This is a genomic window from Kitasatospora sp. NBC_00240 (assembly GCF_026342405.1).
GTDB lineage: Bacteria > Actinomycetota > Actinomycetes > Streptomycetales > Streptomycetaceae > Kitasatospora.
The window spans coordinates 1,932,573-1,954,448 of sequence record NZ_JAPEMU010000001.1 but is presented as its reverse complement, the minus strand read 5'-3'; the positions used below and the strand labels follow the sequence as shown (position 1 = coordinate 1,954,448).

At 75.6% G+C, this 21,876-nt stretch carries 15 protein-coding genes, 5 tRNA genes and 1 pseudogene; 11 read left to right on the top strand and 10 right to left on the bottom strand.

Annotation, left to right across the window (positions count from 1 at the left end):
* Positions 1 to 142 precede the first annotated feature (142 nt).
* From OG689_RS08170 to cobA, 4 genes are all read left to right on the top strand, one after another.
* Positions 143 to 787 (top strand): GNAT family N-acetyltransferase, encoded by a 645-nt coding sequence (locus OG689_RS08170; RefSeq protein ID WP_266318988.1) that lies wholly within the window; start codon positions 143 to 145, stop codon positions 785 to 787.
* A 163-nt stretch (positions 788 to 950) separates the two neighbouring features.
* Positions 951 to 2,297 carry a precorrin-6y C5,15-methyltransferase (decarboxylating) subunit CbiE gene (gene cbiE, locus OG689_RS08165; RefSeq protein WP_266318986.1) on the top strand — a complete coding sequence of 449 codons (1,347 nt, stop codon included), beginning with the start codon at positions 951 to 953 and terminating at the stop codon, positions 2,295 to 2,297.
* 460 nt (positions 2,298 to 2,757) lie between these two features.
* Positions 2,758 to 6,591 carry a nicotinate-nucleotide--dimethylbenzimidazole phosphoribosyltransferase gene (cobT, locus tag OG689_RS08160; RefSeq protein ID WP_266318985.1) on the top strand — a complete coding sequence of 1,278 codons (3,834 nt, stop codon included), beginning with the start codon at positions 2,758 to 2,760 and terminating at the stop codon, positions 6,589 to 6,591.
* 97 nt (positions 6,592 to 6,688) lie between these two features.
* Positions 6,689 to 7,945, top strand: coding sequence for a uroporphyrinogen-III C-methyltransferase (gene cobA, locus OG689_RS08155; RefSeq protein ID WP_266318984.1), 1,257 nt, complete (start codon positions 6,689 to 6,691; stop codon positions 7,943 to 7,945).
* Between the two features lie 75 nt (positions 7,946 to 8,020).
* Here the strand turns inward: cobA and OG689_RS08150 are convergent, their stop codons facing one another.
* Positions 8,021 to 10,795 carry a SpoIIE family protein phosphatase gene (locus tag OG689_RS08150; RefSeq protein ID WP_266318983.1) on the bottom strand — a complete coding sequence of 925 codons (2,775 nt, stop codon included), beginning with the start codon at positions 10,793 to 10,795 and terminating at the stop codon, positions 8,021 to 8,023.
* A 232-nt stretch (positions 10,796 to 11,027) separates the two neighbouring features.
* On the opposite strand from OG689_RS08150, the gene OG689_RS08145 reads away from it, so the two are divergent.
* On the top strand, positions 11,028 to 11,834 hold the full coding sequence (locus OG689_RS08145; RefSeq protein ID WP_266318982.1) for an RNA methyltransferase: 807 nt from the start codon (positions 11,028 to 11,030) through the stop codon (positions 11,832 to 11,834).
* Positions 11,835 to 12,514: 680 nt separating this feature from the next.
* Here the strand turns inward: OG689_RS08145 and OG689_RS08140 are convergent.
* Positions 12,515 to 13,747, bottom strand: a pseudogene (locus OG689_RS08140) (serine/threonine-protein kinase); the annotation flags it as partial.
* 616 nt (positions 13,748 to 14,363) lie between these two features.
* Here OG689_RS08140 and OG689_RS08135 point away from each other — a divergent pair.
* Positions 14,364 to 14,555, top strand: a complete 192-nt coding sequence (locus OG689_RS08135; protein WP_266318981.1) for a hypothetical protein — start codon at positions 14,364 to 14,366, stop codon at positions 14,553 to 14,555.
* A gap of 324 nt (positions 14,556 to 14,879) precedes the next feature.
* On the opposite strand, the gene OG689_RS08130 is transcribed toward OG689_RS08135, so the two are convergent.
* The 5 genes from OG689_RS08130 to OG689_RS08110 all read right to left on the bottom strand — a co-directional run bounded on the left by OG689_RS08130 (position 14,880) and on the right by OG689_RS08110 (position 15,395).
* Positions 14,880 to 14,951 (bottom strand) — tRNA-Val (locus tag OG689_RS08130).
* Positions 14,952 to 14,991: 40 nt separating this feature from the next.
* Positions 14,992 to 15,063: transfer RNA gene (locus OG689_RS08125), tRNA-Val, on the bottom strand.
* Positions 15,064 to 15,103: 40 nt separating this feature from the next.
* Positions 15,104 to 15,175: transfer RNA gene (locus OG689_RS08120), tRNA-Val, on the bottom strand.
* 33 nt (positions 15,176 to 15,208) lie between these two features.
* Positions 15,209 to 15,282: transfer RNA gene (locus OG689_RS08115), tRNA-Cys, on the bottom strand.
* A gap of 40 nt (positions 15,283 to 15,322) precedes the next feature.
* Positions 15,323 to 15,395 (bottom strand) — tRNA-Gly (locus OG689_RS08110).
* A gap of 318 nt (positions 15,396 to 15,713) precedes the next feature.
* Here OG689_RS08110 and OG689_RS08105 point away from each other — a divergent pair.
* The 3 genes from OG689_RS08105 to OG689_RS08095 all read left to right on the top strand — a co-directional run bounded on the left by OG689_RS08105 (position 15,714) and on the right by OG689_RS08095 (position 18,642).
* Positions 15,714 to 16,763: a chorismate-binding protein gene (locus OG689_RS08105; RefSeq protein WP_266318980.1), complete on the top strand. Its 1,050-nt coding sequence runs from the start codon at positions 15,714 to 15,716 to the stop codon at positions 16,761 to 16,763.
* A 100-nt stretch (positions 16,764 to 16,863) separates the two neighbouring features.
* Positions 16,864 to 17,679 carry an aminodeoxychorismate lyase gene (locus OG689_RS08100; protein ID WP_266318978.1) on the top strand — a complete coding sequence of 272 codons (816 nt, stop codon included), beginning with the start codon at positions 16,864 to 16,866 and terminating at the stop codon, positions 17,677 to 17,679.
* A gap of 120 nt (positions 17,680 to 17,799) precedes the next feature.
* Positions 17,800 to 18,642 (top strand): GNAT family N-acetyltransferase, encoded by an 843-nt coding sequence (locus OG689_RS08095; protein WP_266318976.1) that lies wholly within the window; start codon positions 17,800 to 17,802, stop codon positions 18,640 to 18,642.
* Positions 18,643 to 18,662: 20 nt separating this feature from the next.
* Here the strand turns inward: OG689_RS08095 and OG689_RS08090 are convergent, their stop codons facing one another.
* The gene (locus OG689_RS08090) at positions 18,663 to 19,163 is read right to left on the bottom strand and encodes a DsbA family protein (RefSeq protein WP_266318975.1); all 501 of its coding nucleotides are present in this window, start codon (positions 19,161 to 19,163) and stop codon (positions 18,663 to 18,665) included.
* Between the two features lie 108 nt (positions 19,164 to 19,271).
* Here OG689_RS08090 and OG689_RS08085 point away from each other — a divergent pair, with 108 nt between their 5' ends.
* A complete protein-coding gene (locus OG689_RS08085) occupies positions 19,272 to 19,757 on the top strand; it encodes a hypothetical protein (protein WP_266318974.1) in 486 nt (161 codons plus the stop codon).
* Positions 19,758 to 19,850: 93 nt separating this feature from the next.
* On the opposite strand, the gene OG689_RS08080 is transcribed toward OG689_RS08085, so the two are convergent.
* Together OG689_RS08080 and OG689_RS08075 are read right to left on the bottom strand one after the other, a co-directional pair.
* A complete protein-coding gene (locus tag OG689_RS08080) occupies positions 19,851 to 20,420 on the bottom strand; it encodes a CGNR zinc finger domain-containing protein (RefSeq protein WP_266318973.1) in 570 nt (189 codons plus the stop codon).
* 343 nt (positions 20,421 to 20,763) lie between these two features.
* Positions 20,764 to 21,177: an SsgA family sporulation/cell division regulator gene (locus OG689_RS08075; protein ID WP_030056266.1), complete on the bottom strand. Its 414-nt coding sequence runs from the start codon at positions 21,175 to 21,177 to the stop codon at positions 20,764 to 20,766.
* Positions 21,178 to 21,372: 195 nt separating this feature from the next.
* On the opposite strand from OG689_RS08075, the gene OG689_RS08070 reads away from it, so the two are divergent.
* Positions 21,373 to 21,834 carry a TIGR02611 family protein gene (locus OG689_RS08070; protein WP_266318971.1) on the top strand — a complete coding sequence of 154 codons (462 nt, stop codon included), beginning with the start codon at positions 21,373 to 21,375 and terminating at the stop codon, positions 21,832 to 21,834.
* The last annotated feature ends 42 nt before the right edge of the window (positions 21,835 to 21,876 follow it).

Sequence of the window (21,876 nt, the reverse complement as noted above, 5' to 3'; positions counted from 1 at the left end):
GGGGGCCCGGTCGGGCAGTATCGGGGGGCGACGGTATGACGGACGGCCTTTCTGACGTACCGTCGTGCGGTCCGTGCACCGCGTGACACCCGGGTCCCGGTGGGGCGTACGGTGTGTCCACGACCCGGCGAGGAGAGACGGCATGGCAGCGAGCTTCCCCGAGACCGCCATCAGCACCGAACGGTTGCTGCTGCGCCCCCTTGAGGTCGGCGACGCCCCAGCCCTGGCCGAGCTGATGGCCGACGAGCTGGTGCACGCCTGGACGGACCTCCCGCAGCCCTTCACCGAGGACCTCGCCGTCCGGTGGGCCACCGCCCTCGCCCCCGCCCACCGGGCCGAGGGGCACGGCATCGTCTTCACCGTCACCGAGCACCTCACCCAGCGGGTGGTCGGCCTGGTCGAGCTGCGGCACACCGACTGGCGGCTGCGCGCCACCGAGATCTGCTACGTCACCGCCCCCTGGGCGCGCGGCGAGGGCTATGCCGGGGAGGCCGTTCTCGGCGTCGCCCAGTGGCTCTTCGAGGACCGCGGCTTCCAGCGCCTGGAGATGCGCACGGCGGCCGGCAACACCGCCGCCCAGCAGGTCGCGCAGAAGGTCGGCTGCATCAGTGAGGGCGTGCTGCGCAGCGCCTGGATAGTACGCGAGCGCGAGTTCCTCACCGCCGGCGCCGACGACGCGGGCGAGAGCCGCAGCGACCTCATCCTCTGGAGCCTGCTCCCCGAGGACATGGAGGAGGTACCGCCGGCGCCCGACCCGCGGGCCGGGCGGTACGTCCTGCGGGACTGACCCGCGCCGGCCGCCCCCGCCGAGGGGGACATGTGTGCGAGTTGTCGCCGACGGGGTGCGCGCACCGGGTAGCCTCTGCTCCTGGACGGACCCGGCCGGGTCCCGGTGGCCCGCGGGCCACCCCGTTCCGCGCAGTGCCCAGAGTCGAGGAGAACAGCCGCAGATGGCTGACCGGATCACGGTCATCGGGTGGGACGGCACACCGCTGACCGAGGCCGCCGGTGCGGCCCTCGCGGCGGCGACCCTGGTGGCCGGGGCGCCCTACCAGCTCAAGGCGCTCCCGGTACCGGCCGGCGCCGAGCGGATCGCCCTCGGCAGCGTGCAGCTGGCGGCCCGTCGGATCGCCGAGCACCGGGGCGCGGCCGTCGTCGTCGCCGAGGGCGACCCCGGGTTCTTCGGCGTCGTCCGCACCCTGCGCCGCCCCGAGTACGGGCTCGAACTGGAGGTGCTGCCCGCCGTCTCCTCGGTGGCCGCCGCCTTCGCCCGCGCCGGCATGCCCTGGGAGGACGCCCAGGTGGTCAGCGCGCACGGCGGCCGGCTGCGCCGGGCCGCCAACATCTGCCGCGCCCACCCCAAGGTCGCGGTGCTCACCGCCGCCGGCGCCGGCCCCAGCGAGCTGGCCCTGATGCTCCGCGGCGTGCACCGCACCTTCGTGGTCTGCGAGGGGCTCGGCACCCCCGACGAGGACGTCACCGTGCTCACCTCCGACCGGGTCGCCGACCACCTCTGGCGGGACCCGAACGTGGTGCTGGTGATCGGTGGCAACGGCCCGCAGGCCGCGGCCGGCGAGGCGGCCGGCTGGCTGGCCGGGCGCCCGGTGGGATTCCCCGGCGCGGAACGCGGCTGGGCGCTGCCCGCCGACGCCTACGCCGGCGCCGGGCGCGCGGGGGAGGGCGGGAGCGGATCGGACGCACTCCCCGCGCACGTCCGCGCGCTGGTGCTCGCGCGGCTGGGCGCCGCCCCGGGCGACCTGGTCTGGGCGGTGGGCGCCGGCAGCGGCGCGCTCGCCGTGGAGGTGGCGCGTTTCGGGGCGGCCGTCGTCGCGCTGGAGGCGGACAGCTCCGCCTGCGCGCGGATCGCCGTCAACGCGCGCCGCTTCGGCGTCGAGGTGGAGATCGTGCACGGCGCCGGCCCGCAGGCGCTGGGCGGTCTGCCCGAACCGGACGCCGCAGTGGTCGAGAGCGGCGGGGCGGAGGCGGTGCGGGCGGTGCTGGCCCGCCGCCCGGAGCGGATCGTCGCCGTCGCCCGCACCTTCGCGGAGGCCGAGGAGATCCGCGAGGCCATCGCGGGCGCCGGCTACCGGGCCGAGGGCGCACTGCTGCAGTCGACGCCCCTGCAGTCGACGGCGACCCGGCCGGCCGCGGCCAGGAGCGGCTCGTTCGTGCCCGCCCCACCTCGTTCGGGCCTGCCCGGACCGGTACTGGCGAAGGAGCAGGCCGGCGCGGCGGCCGGGCTGGTGCTCGGCGCGGGGACGCAGACGGTGCTGCTCTGGGGCGAGCAGGGGGCCTGATCCGGCCGGAGGGCGGTGATCCCGGTCGCATCCGGACACGGATTCGAGAGGTGACCGCCCCAGGCCGGTAGTGTGGCGTCCTGGGTGGCCGTGGCAGCCGCACCATGCCCGATCTGGTGCGTTTGTCGCCTTTTTGACGTGGTGCAACCCGCTGTGGCTCGAAGCGTGGGCAATTCGACGGGTCGCGTGCCGGACCGGGAGAATGCCGTAGGGTCCGGTGCGATCGTGCCGGTTGCCCAGGGTTGTCGTTATTTCAGATGGCGCACCACTCCTGACGGGTGGGGCGCAGGCCGGGGTGCCGCAGCGCGCCGGAGATCAACGGCCGCAGCGCCCCAGGCGCGGCGGCCGCGAGTGGTTGAGGGGCGGGCCGGAACCTGGCCCGGCTCGTGAGCGGATGTGGGCGCTGCGGTCGGTGATCGCGTCGCCAAGGGCGCGGCAGCGGCCTGGAAGGAGCTTTGACATGACCGATGGCGGCCACGTCCCCAGCGAGGGACTGCCGGAGCACCTGCTCGCCGGGTCCCACCCGGCCGGCCGGCCGGAGGGCATCGCGGTACCCGTCGCCCCCGTACCGGGAGCGGCGGACCAGGGCATCCCCGGCTTCCCCGTCCAGGCGGCCCCGGCGCACGCGCACGGCGCGACGCTCCACGGCGCGCCCCCGCACGGCGCCGTCCCGCCCGGGGGCGAGGGCCTGCTCCAGCGCCCGGGCTTCACCTTCCTGGACCAGCCCGACGCCCAGGACGGGCTCGACGACGAGGACGACGTGCTGCTGATGCCGGGCCCCCAGGGCTCCTGGGGCGAGCCCCTCGTACACATCCCGGCCGAGCCGTCGGCACCGGTCGCCGAGGCGCCGGTCGGGGTGGACACCGTCGCCCTGCGCCCCCTCGGCGAGCAGCACCCCGAGCCCGCGGCCGAGCCGGCCCGCTCATCCGTCGGGACTCCGGTCGAGCCCTCCTGGCCGCCGCTCGCGCCGCCGGTGATGGCCGCACCGGCCCCCCAGGACCTGGCCGCGCCCGCACTGCTGGCCGCCGCCCAGGCCGGCCCCGCGCTCGCCGGCGCCGAGCCGGCGGCGGACCCGGCCGTGGCCGCGCCCGCCGCGGCTCCGCTGCAGGGCCAGGACCAGCTGACGGCGGTTCAGCAGCCCCGCCGCCCCCTGCACGCCGGCCCGCCGATCCCGGACCCGTCGCTGATGACCGGCCATGTCCCGGTCCGTTCGCTCGCCGACCGCGGCCCGTCCCAGGGCAGCACCCCGGCGCACGGCGTACGCATCGTCGCCCCGGTCGAGCAGCCGCCGGCCGCCGCGCCCGTCGCCGTCCGGCCGCCGGTGGCGCAGGCCGTCCCGGTGGCGGACGCTCCCGTGCCGGAGACCCCCGCCGTGGCGGCTCCCGCCGTGGAGGTGCCCGCCCCGGCGTCGGAGCAGGCGCCCCCGCCGGAGCAGGAAGCGCCGCAGGCCCCGGCCGAAGCCGTGGTCCCGCAGCCGTCCGCGAACGTGGCGGTCGAGCCCGCGCAGGCCCCGGCCGCCGTGGCCGAGCCCGCCCAGGCCCAGCCGCCGGTCGCGGCGCAGGCGCTGGTCGAGGCGCAGCCCGTCGCAGAGGTGCAGCCGTCCGTCGAGGCGCAGCCGGAGGCCCGGCCCGAGCCGGTCGCCGAGGTCGCGCCCGCCGTCGAGCCGCAGCCGCAGCCGGTGGCGGCGCCCGCACAGCCGAGAGGTCGGATCTCGGCCTTCCTGGCCGCGCCCACGCCGCACGGCCTGCCCACCGTCGAGGCCCAGCCCGTGGTCGAGCAGGCGGCGGCCGAGGTCGCCCCGCAGCAGGTCGCCCCGCAGGAGGCCGCCCCCGAGCAGCCGGCGGCGGAGCGGTCCGTCCCTGAGCATGCCGTTGCGGCGGAACTCGTGACCGAGCAGCCCGTCGCCGAGCAGCCCGTCGCGGAGCAACCGGTCGTCGCGGATCAGGCCGAGCCCGCGGTGAGCCAGCAGGAGCAGCCCCAGCGGTCGGCGCAGCCCGAGGACGGGCAGCCGCAACCGGCCGCCGAGGCCACCGCGGCCGTGGAAGCTGTGGACGCGGTGACCGTCGCGGACGGGGCCGAGGCCGTCACCGCGCCGCCCGGGACGGCCGCCGCCCCCGAGACGGCAGCCGGCACCGGCGACATGCCCTCCGGCCGGCCGGTCGACGCCCCCGCCACCGAACCGCAGGCCGTGGACGCGGCGCCGGCACCGGAGGGCGCCGCCGACCCGGCCCAGGTGCAGCTCCACGAGCAGGCCCCGGCCGAGCAGCCCGGGCCGTCCCAGGAGCAGCCGCCGGCCCAGCCCGAGGCACCGGTCGACCCGCAGGCGCAGTACGAGCAGCAGACCCCGGAGCAGCCCCGGGCCGAGGCCGCCCCTGAGCCCGAGGAGGGCACCGCCATCGCCGACCGCACCGACCCCGCCGCCTCCGTAGCCGACCCCGCCGTCGACCCGGCCGCCGCCGTCGACCCCGTCGGCGCCGATGCGGCCGCCGCCTCCGCGGCCGTGGTCGAGCCGGAGCCGCCGGCCCCCGCGGGCCCGCGGGGGCCGGCCGCCGAGGGCTTCGACGACGCCGGCCGGGCCGCCGTGCACCAGGTGATCCGGGAGCGCCGCGACATCCGCAACGGCTTCCGCCCGGACCCGATCCCGCACGAGGTGCTGATCCGCGTCCTGGAGGCGGCCCACACCGCGCCGAGCGTCGGCTACTCCCAGCCCTGGGACTTCGTGGTCATCCGCTCGGCGAAGACCCGCCGCAAGATGCACGAGCTGGCGGAGCGCCAGCGGGTGGCCTACGCCGACTCGCTCCCCAAGGGCCGGGCCAAGCAGTTCAAGGAAATCAAGATCGAGGCCATCCTCGACACCCCGGTGAACATCGTGGTCACCGCCGACCGCACCCGCGGCGGCCGGCACACGCTGGGCCGGCACACCCAGCCGCAGATGGCCCCCTACTCGGCGGCGCTGGCGGTGGAGAACCTCTGGCTGGCGGCGCGTGCCGAGGGCCTGGGCGTCGGCTGGGTGAGCTTCTTCGACGAGGACGAGATGGTCCGCGAGCTCGGCCTGCCCGAGCACCTGGAGGTCGTCGCGTACCTGTGCGTGGGGTACGTCGACTCCTTCCCGGAGGAGCCCGAGCTGCAGCAGCAGGGCTGGGCGAAGAAGCGCCCGCTGTCCTGGGTGGTCCACGAGGAGCAGTACGGCAACCGGGCGCTGCCCGGCGAGGAGCCGCACAGCCTGCTCGCCGACACCCTGCGGGGGATCCGGCCGCTGGACGCCAAGGCGCTCGGTGAGGCCTGGGACCGCCAGAAGCGGATGACCAAGCCGGCCGGCTCGCTCGGCATGCTGGAGATCATCTCGGCCCAGCTCTGCGGCCTGTCCCGCAAGTGCCCGCCGCCGATCCCCGAGCCCGGCTGCGTGGCGATCTTCGCCGGTGACCACGGGGTGCACGCCCAGGGCGTCAGCCCCTGGCCGCAGGAGGTCACCGCCCAGATGGTGGCCAACTTCCTGGCCGGCGGCGCGGTGATCAACTCCTTCGCCAAGCAGATCGGCACCGAGGTCGTCGTCGTCGACGTCGGCGTGAAGACCGAGCTGCCGGACGCGATCCAGTCCGGCCGCACCACCGGCCTGCTGCCGCGCAAGGTCAAGCCCGGCACCGACGACATGACCCAGGGCCCGGCGATGAGCCGGGAGGAGGCACTGAAGGCGATCGAGGTCGGCATCGAGACCGCCCGCGACCTGGTGGCGGCCGGCAACAAGGTGCTGATCACCGGCGACATGGGGATCGGCAACACCACCGCCTCCGCCGCGCTGATCTCGGTGTTCGCCGGCCTCGACCCGGCCGAGGTCACCGGCCGCGGCACCGGCATCGACGACGCGATGCACGCCCACAAGATCGAGGTGATCCGCGCCGCGCTGGCCCTGCACCAGCCCGACCCGAGCGACCCGATCGGCGTCCTCGCGGCCGTCGGCGGCCTGGAGCACGCGGCCCTGGCCGGGTTCATGCTCGGCGCCGCCTCGCTGCGCACCCCGGTCGTCCTGGACGGCGTCATCGCCGGCTCGGCGGCGCTGGCCGCCAAGGCGATCGCCCCCGAGGTGCTGGCGGCCTGCATCGCCGGCCACCGGTCCGCCGAGCCCGGCCACCAGGCCGCGCTGGCCAAGCTCGGCCTGCGTCCGCTGATCGACCTGGACCTGCGCCTCGGCGAGGGCACCGGCGCGCTGCTGGCGCTCCCGCTGGTGCAGAGTGCGGCCCGTTCGATGCACGATGTAGCCACGTTCGACTCCGCCGGGGTCACCGAGAAGGCCTGACCCGGACGCAGTCCCCCGTACCCGGCCCGAGGGCGCGCCGGGTACGGGGCCCGTCGCCGTACCCGAAAACCCTCCCTCCCACCCAGGAGCCCCGACCATGACCGCGCCCACCCCAGCGCCCAACCCGCACCCCGGCACCGAGGGCCGCACCCCGTACCCCGTCGGCCTGCTCCTCGACCGCCGCCGGGTGGTCGTGGTCGGCGGCGGCCAGGTGGCCCAGCGCCGGCTGCCCGCCCTGATCGCCGCCGGTGCGGACATCCAGCTGATATCGCCGACCACCACCCCCGCCGTGCAGGCGATGGCGGACGCCGGCGAGCTCACCTGGCACGCCCGCCCGTACACGGAGGGCGACCTGACCGACACCTGGTACGTGCTGGTCGCCACCGACGACCCGGCGGTGAACATCGCCGTCAGCGCCGAGGCCGAGCGGCTGCGGGTGTTCTGCGCCCGCAGCGACGACGCCTCCGCCGCCACCGCGTGGACCCCGGCCTCCGGCCACGACGGCGGTGCGACCGTCGCGGTCCTCACCGGCGACCCCCGCCATTCGGCCGCCCTGCGCAACGCCATCGTGGACGGCCTGCGGGACGGTTCGCTGGCCGCCCGCCAGTACCGCGAGCGCCTCCCCGGGGTGGCCCTGGTCGGCGGCGGCCCGGGCGACCCGGACCTGATCACCGTGCGCGGCCGCCGGCTGCTCGCCGACGCGGACGTGGTGGTCGCCGACCGCCTCGCCCCGCGTGAGCTGCTCGCCGAGCTGGCCCCGCACGTCGAGGTCATCGACGCCTCCAAGATCCCCTACGGCCGCTACATGGCGCAGGAGGCGATCAACCGGACGCTGATCGAGCACGCCAAGGCCGGCAAGTTCGTGGTCCGGCTCAAGGGCGGCGACCCGTACGTCTTCGGCCGCGGCGGCGAGGAGCTGCTGGCCTGCGCGGAAGCCGGTCTGCCGGTCACCGTCGTCCCCGGCATCTCCAGCTCGATCAGCGTCCCGGCGGCCGCCGGCATCCCGGTCACCCACCGCGGGATGACCCACGAGTTCACGGTGATCTCCGGCCACGTCGGCCCGGACGAGCGGTCGCTGACCAACTGGGACGCCGTCGCCGGGATGACCGGCACCGTGGTGCTGCTGATGGCCGTGGACAAGATCGGCGCGATCGCCGCCCGGCTGATCGAGGCCGGCCGCTCGGCAGACACCCCGGTCGCGGTCGTCCAGGAGGGCACCACCGCCGGCCAGCGGCGGATCGACGCCACGCTCGGCACGGTCGGCGCGACCGTCCTCGCCGAGCAGGTCCGCCCGCCCGCGGTGATCGTGATCGGCGAGGTGGTCGGCGTCCTCGCGGACGCCTTCCGGCTCTGACCGCGACGCCCCGGCCCCGCACGGGGGCCGGGGCACGCGTGGCACCCCTCGGCCGGGCACCGGGCCGGCCGGGTCCTACGCCAGCGGTTGCTCCGTCCAGATGACCTTGCCCGAACCCGTGTACCTGGTGCCCCAGCGCTCGGCGAACTGGGCCACCAGGAAGAGCCCGCGCCCGCCCTCGTCCATGGTGGCCGCGTACCGCAGGTGCGGCGAGGTGCTGCTGGTGTCGGAGACCTCGCAGATCAGCGTCCGGTCGCGGAGCAGCCGGACCCGGATCGGTCCGGTGGCGTAGCGGATCGCGTTGGTGATCAGCTCGCTCAGGATCAGCTCGGTGACGAACGCCGCCTCGTCCAGCCCCCAGTCGGCCAGCTGCGCGCTGACGGCGGCCCGCACCCCCGACACCGCCGCCGGGTCGGAGGGCACCTCCCATTCGGCGACCCGGTCGTCCGACAGCACCCTGGTCCGGGCCACCAGCAGGGCGATGTCGTCGGTGGGACGGCTGGGCAGCATCGCGTCCAGCACCTCCGTACAGGTCTCCTCGGGGGTGCGGCCCGGGTGGGCCAGCGCGGCGCGCAGCAGGTCGAGGCCGACGTCGATGTCCCGGCTGCGGTCCTCGACCAGCCCGTCGGTGTACAGCACCAGCAGGCTGCCCTCGGCCAGCTCCAGCTCGGCCGTCTCGAAGGGCATGCCGGCCAGCCCGAGCGGCGGCCCGGCGGGCAGGGTGGGGAACTCCACCGTGCCGTCGGGGTGCACCACGGCGGGCGGCGGGTGGCCGGCCCGGGCCAGCGTGCAGCGCCGGGAGACCGGGTCGTAGACCGCGTACAGGCAGGTCGCGCCGGTGACCGGGGAGTCGCCGAGGTTGGCCGCCTCGTCCTGGTCGATCCGGTTGACCAGCTCGTCCAGGTGGCCCAGCAGTTCGTCGGGCGGCAGCTCCAGCGCGGAGAAGTTGTGGATCGCGGTCCGCAGCCGCCCCATCGTGGCGGCCGCGTGCAGGCCGTGCCCGACCACGTCGCCGACCACCAGCGCGACCCGGGTGCCGGCCAGCGGGATCACGTCGAACCAGTCCCCGCCCACACCCGCCTGGGCGGGCAGGTAGCGGTGGGCGACCTCCAGCGCGTTCTGCGGCGGCAGCGTGCGGGGGAGCAGGCTGTGCTGGAGCGTGACCGCCATCGCGTGCTCGCGGGTGTACCGCCGGGCGTTGTCGACGCAGACGGCGGCGTGCGCGACCAGCTCCTCGGCCAGCGAGAGGTCGTCCTCCTCGAAGGTCTCGGTCTGCTCCAGCCGCCAGAACCGCACCACCCCGAGCAGCACGCCGCGCGCCCGCAGCGGGACCCTGATCAGCGAACGCACCCCGTACGCCACGATCTGCGCGGCGCCCTCCGGGTCCTGCGTCCGCCAGTGGTCGGCCCCCGCCAGGTCGGGCTCCAGCACCGCCAGCCCGCCGCTGAGGCTGGCGGCCAGCGGGGTGTCCGGCACCACGTCGAACAGCGCGCCCACCGGCTTGAACGGCGAGCCCGGGGTCACCGCGCCGAACGCGGCCCGGCGCATCCGGCTGATGCCCGCCGGCGGCTCGTCGCCGTCCAGCACCTGCTCCGCCAGGTCGACGCTGACGAAGTCCGCGAACCGGGGGACCATCACCTGCGCGAGCTCCTCGGCGGTCCGGGTCACGTCGAGCGTGGTGCCGACGGTGACCCCGGCGTCGTACAGCAGCCGCAGCCGGCGCCGGGCCACGTCCGCCCGCCCGGCCAGGCCGAGCAGCTCGGTCGAGTCGCGCAGGGTCGCCACGCTGCCGGGCGGCCCGCCGTCGCGGTCGGTCGGCCGGATGTTGACCGCGATCAGCCGCTCGCCGGCCGGCACCACGTCGTCCGTGACCATCCGGCCCGAGGCGAACAGGTCGGCCATCGCCGGGTCCAGGCCGATCTCGCCGACCGGCCGCCCCTCGGCGTCCGGCGGCAGGGCGAGCAGCCGCCGGGCCTCGTCGTTGGCCAGCAGCAGCCGCCCGCTGCCGCTGAAGATCAGCACACCCTCGCGGACGGCGTGCAGCACCGCGTCGTGGTGCTCGTACATCCGGGTCATCTCGCCCGGGTCCAGGCCGTGCGTCTGGCGCCGGAGCCGCCGGCTGACCAGCGCCGTCCCACCGGTGGCCAGCACCAGCGCGCCCGCGGCGGCGCCGAGGACGATCGGCAGCTGGCGGTCCGAGGCGCTGACCACCCGGTCGATGGTGATGCCGGCCGACACCAGGCCGACCACCTGCCCGCTGGGCGCCCGTACCGGGACGATCGCCTGCACCAGCGGGCCGATCGTGCCGGTGATCTGCTCCACCACCACCCCGCCGCCCAGTGCCGGCTCGATGTTGCCGACGAACTTCTTGCCGATCCGGTCCGGCAGCGGGTGGGTGTAGCGGATGCCGTCGGTGTTCAGCACCACCACGAAGTCCACCCCGGTCTGGATCCGGACGGACTGCGCCTTCGGCTGGAGGACGGCGGTCGGATCGGGGCTCTGCAGCGCGGCGACGATGCCCGGCGAGTTCGCGAAGGTCTGCGCGACGGCCACCGACCGGTTCTTGGCCTCCTCGACGCTGTCCCGGTTGGACTGCACCACCAGCGCCACCACGGCGGCCGCCACCAGCAGCAGCACCACCAGCACCTGGAGCGCGAACACCTGGCCGGCCACGCTGAGTCGCGACGGGGCCGACCGGACCCAGTGCCTGGTCGCCCAGATCGGAGCCGTCCTGCCCGGGCGTCCCGAGGGATCGCGCGACGCGCGCGGCTGATCAGGCCGACCCGACGGGTGACCGCCGGCCGAGCCAGCGGCCGGGCGCGCCCCGGACCGGCCCGGAATTCGGGCCATATGCCATGTCTACACTGCCTGCGGCGAGCCGGCCAAGGGAGCTGCGGCGCGCCGGTCCGCGCATTCACCGGCGCCGCTCCGGCCGCCGGGCGCCCCCGACCTCGCCGGTGGACGGCCCGGGCGGCCGCGCGGCCGGTCACCGCCTGTGCCCGCCGGGGCCGCCGCGGCTCCCGGGTGGCCCCGGCAGGTCGCCCGTTTGGCCTTGGCCACCGTGACCGGGCAAGATCGCAGGGTGTCCGAACCCCGCACCGTCACCGACCCCGCCGACCCGCGCCTCGCCGACTACACCGGTCTGACCGACGTCGAGCTGCGCCGCCGCCGCGAACCCGCCGAGGGCCTGTTCATCGCCGAAGGTGAGAAGGTCGTCCGCCGCGCGCTGGCCGCCGGCTACCGGATGCGGTCGATGCTGCTGACCCCGAAGTGGCTGGAGGTGATGGGCGACCTGATCGCCGACGCCGAGGCCCCCGTGCACGTCGTCGAGGCCGCCCTCGCCGAGCAGGTCACCGGCTACCACGTGCACCGCGGCGCGCTCGCCTCGATGGAGCGCAAGCCGCTGCCGCCCGCCGCCGAGGTGCTGGCCGGCGCCCGCCGGGTCGCCGTGCTGGAGGGTCTGGTCGACCACACCAACCTCGGCGCGATCTTCCGGAGCGCCGCGGCTCTCGGCATGGACGCCGTCCTGCTCTCCCCGGACTGCGCCGACCCGCTCTACCGGCGGGCCGTCAAGGTCTCGATGGGCGCCGTGTTCGCCGTCCCGTACGCCCGGCTCGAACCGTGGCCTGCCGCCCTGGACACCGTCCGGCAGGCGGGGTTCCAGCTGCTCGCCCTCACCCCGGCCGAGTCGGCCGTCTCGCTGGCCGACGCCGCACCCCGCCGGCTGCCCAAGGCCGCCCTGATGCTCGGCGCCGAGGGCGACGGGCTGACCCGCCGCGCCCTGGAGGCCGCCGACCACCAGGTGCGGATCCCGATGGCGCACGGCATCGACTCGCTGAACGTCGGCGCGGCGGCTGCGGTGGCCTTCTACACCGTCACGGCGGGCTGACCGCCGGGGCCGCCCGGGAGGGCGCCGGGACGGCGTGGGCCCGGCGCGGATCAGCCGCCCGTGCCGCCGGAGACGCCGGCGCCGGGCCAGGACTCCTCCCAGGTGCCGTCGCCGCGCACCGTGTAGCGGGTGGAGGAGACCGCGCCGGTCTGCGAGACCCGCTCCTCGCGCACCAGCGAGCCGCTGTCGATCCGCCAGCTCGCCACCGCCTGCGGGTTCGCGGCGGAGGAGCGGGCGGCCAGCGCCACGGGCGCGCCACCGCTGAAGCCGAAGAGCTGCACCAGGTCCACCGGCACCGACCCCTCGGCCCGCCGGAGCACCACCAGCGCCGCCGCAGCGCCCCGGTACTGGGCCGGCAGCACGGCGCTGAGCGCCACCTGCGGGCCCTCGCCGGCCGAGCGGCCGTCGCGCAGCCGGATGCCGCTGCCGCCCGCGGGGTCGGGGAAGCTGCGGTTGGGCCAGTCCACCGCGGGCAGCGCGCCGACGGCCGGGCCGAGCCCGGCGTCGGGGCCCGGCGGGTTGCCGCGCGCGGCCGCGGCCAGCGCCGCCGTGGACTGCGGGGCGGGCGACCGGTCGCCGGCCGACTGCGGGTCGCCGGCCGGCTGGGTGGCCGCCACGTCCACCGACAGCCCGCCCGGGGCGGCCGGGGCGGAGGCGGCCGCAGGGACGGCGCCGGGCCGGCCGAGACCCTGGTCGGCGCGGTTCTCACAGCCCTGGGCCGCGGCGATGGCCAGCGCCACCCCGACGGTCACTGTGACGAAGACGATCACCCGCTGCCGCAGCAGCCGCTGCCGGGAGCCGCTCGGACGGCCGGGCGCGGGCGTGTGCTGGCGGTCCCGCTGACCGCCGGCGCGGCCGGGCGGCGGGGTCTGCTGGCGCGGCCTCAGCGGCCGGGTTCGCTGCGCGGCGTCCGCGCGGGGCAGCGGCGAGGTGTCCGGCTGGCCGTAGGGCCGGCGCCCGGCCGCCGGGCGCTCCGCACCGGCCCGGACCCGGGCCCCGACGGCCGGACCGGGCTCCCGCCCGGGCGCGGGTACCGCCTGCGGCGGGGCGGCGGCCGGGCGGGCCGGCGCGATACGCCCGCCGGTCGCGGCGGCGCCCCGCGCGGCCAGTTCGCTGAGCCGCTCGTGCAGCGCGGCGGCGCCGGGCCGCTCGGTGGGCTCCTTGGCCAGACAGGCCTTCACCAGCGGCGCCAGCTGAGGCGGTACGGCCGACAGGTCGGGCTCCTCGTGCACGACCCGGTAGAGCATCACCTCGGAGGAGGCACCGGAGCCGAACGGGGAGTCCCCGGTGAGCGCGTAGGCGAGGGTCGCGCCGAAGGCGAAGACGTCGGTGGCGGGTGTGACCGCCGCCCCGCGCACCTGCTCGGGGGCGAGGAAGCCGGGCGAGCCGACCGCGGTGCCGACGTGGGTGAGTGTGCTGGCGCCGCGCGACCAGGCGATGCCGAAGTCGATGATGCGCGGGCCCTTGGGGGAGAGCAGGATGTTGGACGGCTTGAGGTCGCGGTGCACCACCCCGGCCTCGTGCACCTTGACCAGCCCGTCCGCCAGCGCGGCGCCGATCCGGGCCGCCTCCGGCCAGCCGAGCGGCCCCTCGTCGCCGACCCGCTTGTACAGCGAGGGTCCGGGGACGTACGCGGTGGCCAGCCAGGGCCGGTCCGCCTCGATGTCCGAGCCCATCACCCGCGCCGTGCAGCCGCCCCGGATCCGGGAGGCCGCCGCGATCTCGCGCGCGAAGCGGGTCCGGAACTCCGCGTCCTCCGCCAGCTCGGCGCGGATCAGCTTGAGCGCGACCCGCTGCCCCCGGCGGTCGGAGCCGAGAAAGACCACGCCCATGCCGCCGGCCCCCAGCCGCCGGTGCAGGCGGTACGGTCCGACGATGCGGGGGTCCTCACGCCTCAGCCGCATCATCGCCATCTTCGTTCCCGTCAGCCCGTGGGTGAGACCCCGTCGGTTGGGGCATCGTCAGATCCTGTCCGGCACAGCTTACGGACTGCCTGCTGCGGTGTGCTGATACGCAACACCCCAACGGCCCGTGGGATTGTCGGATCTTCCCCTGCCGACGGCCGCCGTACCCGCGCTGACCAGCTGCGGGAGCGGTTCCGTGATGATCGCCCGAGGGTCCTCCACAGGCCGCTCCAGGGCCTCTTCGCGCGCTCCCTCGGGGTCGCTCTCAGGGTTCCCTCGGGGATGTGATCCCCGTCATCTCCCCCTGCGGTAGTAGGCCGCCGGGCCGGGCGTCATCCTCCGGGATGCCCGGGGAACCGTACGCGGGCATGACGCGCGGGTACCCCCCTGCGCCATAGCGTTGCCTTTAGCGGTGGGCGGGAGGCTCGTCCCCCGAGGTAGACCGCCCACCGCGCCAACCACGGGCCGCTTCCGCGGCACCCGTGCCACACCGGGAGCACCCAGCACCAGCAGCACGAACAGCACCAGCGGTCGAGCGGCAACGACAGTGCGCCGCACCGACAGCAGGCCGGTTCCACCCGGCAGAGCACACCACCGATCACCGGAACGGGTAGGAGCAGGGCAGATGGCACCGCAGGTCACCGGACCAACCCGCCGCCGGCCTTCTGCGGCCCGGCGCCCGGGCGCCCAGACCAGGCACCCGGCCGTCGCGCTGGCGATGGCGCTGCCCTGCGCGGTGCTGCTGGTCATGCTGTTCGGCGGCTGGGAGCAGATGGCGACGCAGGCCCAGGCCGTCGCCGACCTGATCGGGCACTGACCCCCTGGGGACGGGGAGACGGTGCCGGCCGAGGCGCCGCGCCCGCGATGACACGCGGACGGGCGGGAGCGGAGCGCGGAGCGCCTCGGCAGACGGAGTTGCCGCGTACGGATGCCGGTGAGGGCGCCCGTACGCGGCTCTCCCACGTCCGGGCCGCCTCGGCGTGGTTCCCTCGCCGGGCTCCTCGGTCGGGTGCCCCTGCCGGGCCGATGTGCACGGACGTCACGCCCGCCCGGGGGCCGCAGGCCGCTCCCGGCTTCGCCGCGGATGCCCGGACACGAAGAAGGCCGTGATCCTCGCGGACCACGGCCTTCGGTCGAACTGTGCGCGATACTGGGATTGAACCAGTGACCCCTACCGTGTCAAGGTAGTGCTCTCCCGCTGAGCTAATCGCGCCTGGTGAGGCGGTACTACGGCGAACCCCGAGAGGTCCGAGTGCGCGATACTGGGATTGAACCAGTGACCCCTACCGTGTCAAGGTAGTGCTCTCCCGCTGAGCTAATCGCGCCTGGTGAGGCGGTACTACGGCGAACCCCGAGGGGATCGAGTGCGCGATACTGGGATTGAACCAGTGACCCCTACCGTGTCAAGGTAGTGCTCTCCCGCTGAGCTAATCGCGCGGGGAGGGCTCCTGGCGAACCAGGGGCACCTCTTGGAGGTGGAGACGGGATTTGAACCCGTGTAGACGGCTTTGCAGGCCGTTGCCTCGCCTCTCGGCCACTCCACCAGGCAACACACGAAGGACGATCTTACACTGTCCTTCTTCGAGCGGACGACGAGATTCGAACTCGCGACCCTCACCTTGGCAAGGTGATGCTCTACCAACTGAGCCACGTCCGCCTGTCTCCCGGGGGCTTCACCGCTTTTCTTCGGCTGCGCTCCCTGGCGACGTGTTGAACTCTAGCGGATTCCCGGGCCAGCTAAAAATCCGTTCCCGCAGCGTGCCGCGGGGATGCCCCCCGGGTGGTGCTCCGTCAGCCCGCCCGGACCCTCCACCCCGACGTTCGCGCCCGCTCCCGGCGCCGGGCGCCCGGCGCCCGCACGCCGGGTGCGCCCGCGCCCCGCGCGCCCCCCGACCTACACTTCAGGCACCGCAGCCCACTCCTTCGCCGCGCCCCACCACCGCGCGGCACAGCACCGAATCCGCGCAGGAGCACCGTGTCCGGCCCAGCACTTCCCCCCAGCCCGCTCGCCCGCTTCGGCGGCCGCCTCGCCACCGGGCTGCGTGACGTCACCTCGGACCCGGCCGCACTCGACTCCGCCGGCTTCTGGGCCGTCGCGTACGACTTCGAGGGCCGCCTCACCTGCGCCCGCTTCGACGACGTCCGCCCGGCCCCCGCCCCGCCGCGCACCGAGGGCTGGCACGGCCCGGGCCCCGACAGCTGGCACAGCTCGCTGGACCGGGACGCCTACACGGCGGGGGTGCGCCGGATCCGCGACCACATCGCGGCCGGCGAGGTCTACCAGGCCAACCTCTGCCGGGTGCTCTCCGCACCGCTGCCGGACCCGGACCGCAGCGACGTCGACGCCCTCACCGGGCTGCTCGCCCACGGGAACCCGGCCCCCTACGCCGGCACCCTGCGGCTGCCCGCCCACGGCGTCGAGATAGCCACCGCCTCGCCGGAGCTCTACCTGCGCCGGGACGGCCGCACCGTCTCCTCCGGGCCGATCAAGGGCACCGGCCGTACCGAGCACGACCTGCTGGACAAGGACCACGCCGAGAACGTGATGATCGTGGACCTGGTCCGCAACGACCTCGGCCGGGTCTGTGCGACGGGCACCGTCACTGTCCCCGACCTGTGCGCGGTGGAGAAGCACCCCGGCCTGGTCCACCTGGTGTCCACCGTCGAGGGCCGCCTGCGGGAGGGGGCGGGCTGGCCCGAGCTCTTCGACGCCACCTTCCCGCCCGGCTCGGTCACCGGCGCGCCCAAGTCCAGCGCCCTGCGGATCATCGAAGACCTGGAACGGGCGCCGCGCGGGCCCTACTGCGGCGCCGTCGGCTGGGTCGACGCCGACCGCGGCGAGGGTGAACTCGCGGTCGGCATCCGTACGTTCTGGATCGACCGGACCGACGCCGCCGCGCCCGTCCTGCGCTTCGGCACCGGCGCCGGCATCACCTGGGAGTCGGACCCCGCCCGGGAATGGGCGGAGACCGAACTCAAGGCCGCCCGCCTGGTCGCGATAGCGTCTGGCCAGGGCGCCCCCTAGCCTCGCCCGGCCGGGACGGTTCCGCGGTCCGACAGCCCCGCGGTCCGACAGCCCCGCAGTGCAACAGCCCCCACCCGCCCTGCCCTAGGAGCAGCCACCGATGATCTGGGTCAACGGCTCACTGGTCGCCACCGACGCCGCCACCGTCTCCGTGCTCGACCACGGACTCACCGTCGGAGACGGTGTCTTCGAGACCGTCAAGGCCGAGGACGGCCGGCTCTTCGCCCTCACCCGCCACCTGGAGCGCCTCACCCGCTCCGCCCGCGGCCTCGGGCTGCCCGACCCCGACCACGACCTGGTCCGCGAAGCCTGCGAGCAGGTGGTGGCCGCCAACCCGATGCCGCTCGGCCGGCTGCGGGTCACCTACACCGGCGGCACCTCGCCGCTCGGCTCCGAGCGCGGCGACCAGGGCACCAGCCTGGTGGTCGCGGTGGGCACCGCCGCACGCCGGGCCGACACCACCGCCGTGGTCACCGTGCCGTGGCGGCGCAACGAGCACAGTGCCGTGGCCGGCCTGAAGACCACCTCCTACGCCGAGAACGTCGTCGCCCTGGCCGCCGCGCACCGCGAGGGCGCCACCGAGGCGCTGTTCGCCAACACCGCCGGGCAGCTCTGCGAGGGCACCGGCTCCAACGTCTTCGTCGTCCTCGGCGGGCGGCTGCTCACGCCCACCCTCGCCTCCGGCTGCCTTGCGGGCATCACCCGCCGGCTCGTCGTCGAATGGTGCGACGCGGAGGAGACCGACCTCCCGCTGTCCGCGCTGGCGGAGGCCGAGGAGGTCTTCCTGACCTCGACCCTGCGGGACGTCCAGGCCGTCACCCGGATCGACGGCCGGGAGCTGCCCGGCCCCGGTCCGGTCACCGCCAAGGCCATGATCCGATTCACCGAGCGCAGTGCCGACGACCTCGACCCCTGAGCGCCCCCGGCCGCCGGCCGGGCGCCGCCGGGCCCCGGCCACGCGCCGTCGGCCCCGGCCCGCCGTTCTCGGTGCGCCGGGCGGGGTACAACCACCGGGCAGCGGGGAAGGGACCTCGGCATGACCACCACCCTCCGTCCGGAGAGCCCCGAATCCCCGGTCCCCGGCGGCGGCCGCACCCGGCGCTGGCAGATCTGCGCCAACGGCCGGCCGGTCGGCGCCCTGCGCACCACCGCGACCCCGCGCGGCGACCAGTCCTGGGGGAACATCTCCGAGCTGGAGGTCCGCGAGGGGCACCGGCGCGGGCGCGCCACCGTCGGTGCGCTCGCCGCCGAGGAGGTGCTGCGCGGCTGGGGCTGCAGCCGCGTCGACGCCGACATCCCGGAGACGGCGACGGCGGCCCGCCGACTGGCCGAGGCGCTCGGGTACACCGAGCGGATGCGGAACATGACCAAGGGCCTGGCCGCCGGGCCGGCACTGCCGCCGGGCCTGGCCGCCCGCCCGGTCGACGCCGTGGGCTACCCGGCCTGGCTGGCCGAGGCCAAGGACGGCTATCTGCACGACCTGTGCGCCTCCGGGCTCACCGAGGACCAGGCGCGCGCCAAGTCCGACGCCGACCACGCGCATCTGCTGCCGCAGGGCCACGCGACCCCCGGGGTGGCCCTGCGGCAGCTGTACGACGCCGACGGCGGGCTGCTCGGCAGCCTCTGGGTGGCCCTGCACCAGCGCGACCTGCCGGACGGCCGGCCGCTGGCCTGGGTGATGACCGTGGAGGTGGCCCCGGACCGTAGGGGCCGGGGCCACGGGCGCACGCTGATGCTGCTGGCCGAGCGCGAGTGCCTGGCCGCGGGCGTCCGCGACCTGGGCCTCAACGTCTTCAGCAGCAACGAGGTGGCGGTCGGCCTCTACACCTCGCTCGGCTACGCCGTAACCAACCGGGTGTACGGCAAGCCGTTGTGCTGACGGATCGTGCCGACCGGACGTCAGGACACCTGGTGCTGCCCGATGATCTCGAGGATCCGGGCACGCAGGCCGTCCTGGCTCGCGCCGCCGTCCAGGCGCTGCCCGGCGATCACGTAGGTCGGGGTGCCGCTCACCCCGATCGCCTTGCCCTCGGCCTGGTCGGCGTCCACGATCAGGGTGTGCCGGCCGTCGATCAGCGCCAGCTCGACCTCCTCGGCGTCCAGGCCGGCGTCGCGGGCCACCTCGACCAGCAGCGCCTCGCCGCGGGTGCCCAGCTCGTTCACCCGGGCCAGCAGAGCCTCCACGTACGGCCAGCCGAGGCCCTGGGCGAACGCCTCCTCGGCCGCCTGCGCGGCGGCGTACGCGTGCTTGTGCTTCTCCAGCGGGAAGTGCCGCAGCTCCACCGGCAGTGCGTCGCCGTACTCGGCGCGCAGGGCGCGGATGTCGTCCAGGGCGGTGCGGCAGTCCGGACACTGGAGTTCGCACCAGAACTCGAGCCGGGGGAGGGAACCATCGATCATTCCCCCAGTGTTCCACTAGTGGGCGGCCCGCCACGGAGCGGTGCGCCCCGAGCGACGCGGACGGGAGGCCTGCATGTCCAGGACCGACGAGCGCGTGACCGGGCAGCCGTGCTGACCGCGGCGGCGGCCTTCACGCTGACGGCGGCCGGCGTGGCCGTCGCGGGCCTGACCGCGTACCGGCGCCGGTACCTCGCGGCCACCCGGTGGTTCGCGGTGGCGCTGCTGCCGGCCGGCCTCTACCTGACCGGGCTCTTCCCGGTCGCCCGGACGATCGGCGGGGAGATCGCCGACTGGGCGACGCAGCTGGTGTTCGATCCCCGGGTGTGGATCGGCATCGCGCTGCTCGCGCTCTCCACCGGCCTGCTGCTCGGCAGCCGCGGGGTCGCCCGTCGCCGGCTCAAGGCCTCCGCGACGGCGTCCGGTGCGCCGGCGGCGGCGGGTGTCGCACCGGCCCGCCCGGCGGTCACCGGCGCCCGGCCCCCGGTCGGCGGGACTGCGAAGGCACCGGGTCGTCCGGGGACGGCCGCGTCCGCGGACGACGGCCTCGGCGACTTCGCCGACATCGAGGAGATCCTCCGCAAACGCGGGATCTGAGCGGCCGGCCGGGCCCCTACGAGCGGGAGGCCGGCCCCGGTAAGCGCTCCCCCCGGGCCAGGAGGCCGCGGGGCACGCCCGGCCGGCGCCGCCTCAGGCGCTGGGCACCGTCTCGGCGGAGCGCTGGCGGGCCCGGTAGGCGGCGACGTGCAGGCGGTTACCGCAGGTCCGGCTGTCGCAGTAGCGGCGCGAGCGGTTGCGGGAGAGGTCGACGAAGACCCGTGCGCAGTCCGGTGCCTCGCAGTTGCGCAGCCGCTCCCGCTCGCCGGCCATCACGATGAACGCGAGCGCCATCCCGAGTTCGGCCGCCAGGTGGTCGCCCAGGGCCGCGTGCGGGGCGAAGTAGTGGATGTGCCATCCGTGGTGGTCGTGGTTGGTCAGCCGGGGAGTCGTCCCCGCGGCCGCGACCACGGCGTTCACCAGCTCGGCGGCCTGGTCGGTGGAGCCGGCCGAGAACACCTCCCGCAGCCGGGCGCGCAGCTGCTGCACGGCGCGCAGGTCGGCGGGGGTGAGCGAGTCGATCTCGCTGATCTCCTGGCCCACCACGAAGGCGTCGAGCGCGGCCACGTCCGGCAGCAGCTCGCTGCCGCAGGCCTCCGGCGACGTGTTGAGGAGCTCGACCAGAATGCTCAGTGCGCATTCGGTGTCATGGGTGATCAGCACGTGGGGGCTCCTCGCGCGGCGGGCGGCTCTCGGCCACCCGCGTCGACTGTCACCCCAGACCTTACCGGGCGGCGGGCGCCGCCGGGGGAGCTCCCGCGGGTCGGACGGCGGCCGGACGCCCGGGCACCCGGCAGACAGGCCGGCCACCCGTGAGGGCGGCCGGCACCGGTGCCGGGTGCTTCCGGGTCCCCGGTCCGCCCCTGGAAGGGAGCGGACCGGGGACCCGGCCCCGAGGCCGCGTCGTGCGCGGCGAGACGTGCGGCCGTGCCCCCGAGTAGGACGGCCGCGGTACGGCAGGGGGGTGTCACCTCGCGCTGCGGCGGGGTGGCGCCCTGCGGCGGGGTCAGCTTTCGGCGAGGATGTGCGACAGCTCCCGGTCGAGGTCGAAGTGGCGGTGTTCGGTGCCGGGGGGCACGGCGGCGTCCGTTCGCTTGAGAAAGGACTCAAGCGCCCGGGCCGGGGCTTCCAGCAGGGCTTCTCCTTCCGGAGAGCTCAGCGCGATGCAGACCACTCCCTGCCCGTGACTGCGCGAGGGCCACACCCGGACGTCGCCGGTACCGGTGGGTCGGTGCAGCCCCTCCGCAAGGAGATCTCGGGCGAACACCCACTCCACGGTCTCGTCGGCACCGGTGTGGAAGGTGGCGTGCACGGCATAGGGGTCGGCGGTGTCGTAGCGCAGGCCCGCGGGGACGGGCAGCGAGGACTCGCTGGACACGATGAGGCGCAGGTGCAGCTCGCAGCTGACCGTGGTGTTCATAAGCGCCATGGCCTTTCGCTCAGTGTGCGCTCGGGGAATCGCACGTCGGCGAACGGACCATCCCACCTCCAAGACCGATGTAAACCCCTCTGTCCCGATTCGAGGGCGAGTCGTACCCCTTCCGGCGCATTGCGGAATCGGCACGGTGCGGAGGGCGACCGATTACCGGCCCGGCATCTCGGCTAGTTTCCTGACATGGCTGTACGAAGCGACAGGACGGGAACGGGTGAGGCCGTGCAGGACGGGACGGGGACCGGTCAGGACGCGCCGGACGGGCAGGACGGGGGCCGGCCGCTGGGATCCAGGGCGCCGCACTTCATCCGGCGGTCGCGGCCGCTGCACCTGAGCTGGCAGGTGGTGATCTTCCTGGCCGGCCTCGCGGTCGTGGTGCTCGGTGTGGTCATGCTGCCGCTCCCCGGACCGGGCTGGGTGGTCATCTTCCTGGGCATGGGCATCTGGGCGACCGAGTTCGTCTGGGCCCAGCTGGCCCTTCGCTGGACCAGGCGCAAGGTGGCCGAGGCCGCGCAGAAGGCGATGGACCCCAGGGTGCGGCGGCGCAACCTCACGTTGACCGCCGTCGGCCTGGCGGTGATCGCCGGGCTCGGCGGCTGGTACCTCTGGAAGTACGGGCTGGCCATGCCCTGGAACGTGACCTGAGCCGCCCGGCCGACGGGTCCGGGCGAGGGGTGTTCGGAGCAG

Coding starts and splice junctions, on each gene's coding strand:
- cbiE (WP_266318986.1), top strand. CDS start 951: ATGGCTGACCGGATCACGGTCATCGGGTGGGACGGCACACCGCTGACC.
- OG689_RS08095 (WP_266318976.1), top strand. CDS start 17,800: ATGACCACCACCCTCCGTCCGGAGAGCCCCGAATCCCCGGTCCCCGGC.
- OG689_RS08090 (WP_266318975.1), bottom strand. CDS start 19,163: ATGATCGATGGTTCCCTCCCCCGGCTCGAGTTCTGGTGCGAACTCCAG.
- OG689_RS08150 (WP_266318983.1), bottom strand. CDS start 10,795: ATGGCCCGAATTCCGGGCCGGTCCGGGGCGCGCCCGGCCGCTGGCTCG.
- OG689_RS08100 (WP_266318978.1), top strand. CDS start 16,864: ATGATCTGGGTCAACGGCTCACTGGTCGCCACCGACGCCGCCACCGTC.
- cobA (WP_266318984.1), top strand. CDS start 6,689: ATGACCGCGCCCACCCCAGCGCCCAACCCGCACCCCGGCACCGAGGGC.
- OG689_RS08135 (WP_266318981.1), top strand. CDS start 14,364: ATGGCACCGCAGGTCACCGGACCAACCCGCCGCCGGCCTTCTGCGGCC.
- cobT (WP_266318985.1), top strand. CDS start 2,758: ATGACCGATGGCGGCCACGTCCCCAGCGAGGGACTGCCGGAGCACCTG.
- OG689_RS08070 (WP_266318971.1), top strand. CDS start 21,373: ATGGCTGTACGAAGCGACAGGACGGGAACGGGTGAGGCCGTGCAGGAC.
- OG689_RS08075 (WP_030056266.1), bottom strand. CDS start 21,177: ATGAACACCACGGTCAGCTGCGAGCTGCACCTGCGCCTCATCGTGTCC.
- OG689_RS08170 (WP_266318988.1), top strand. CDS start 143: ATGGCAGCGAGCTTCCCCGAGACCGCCATCAGCACCGAACGGTTGCTG.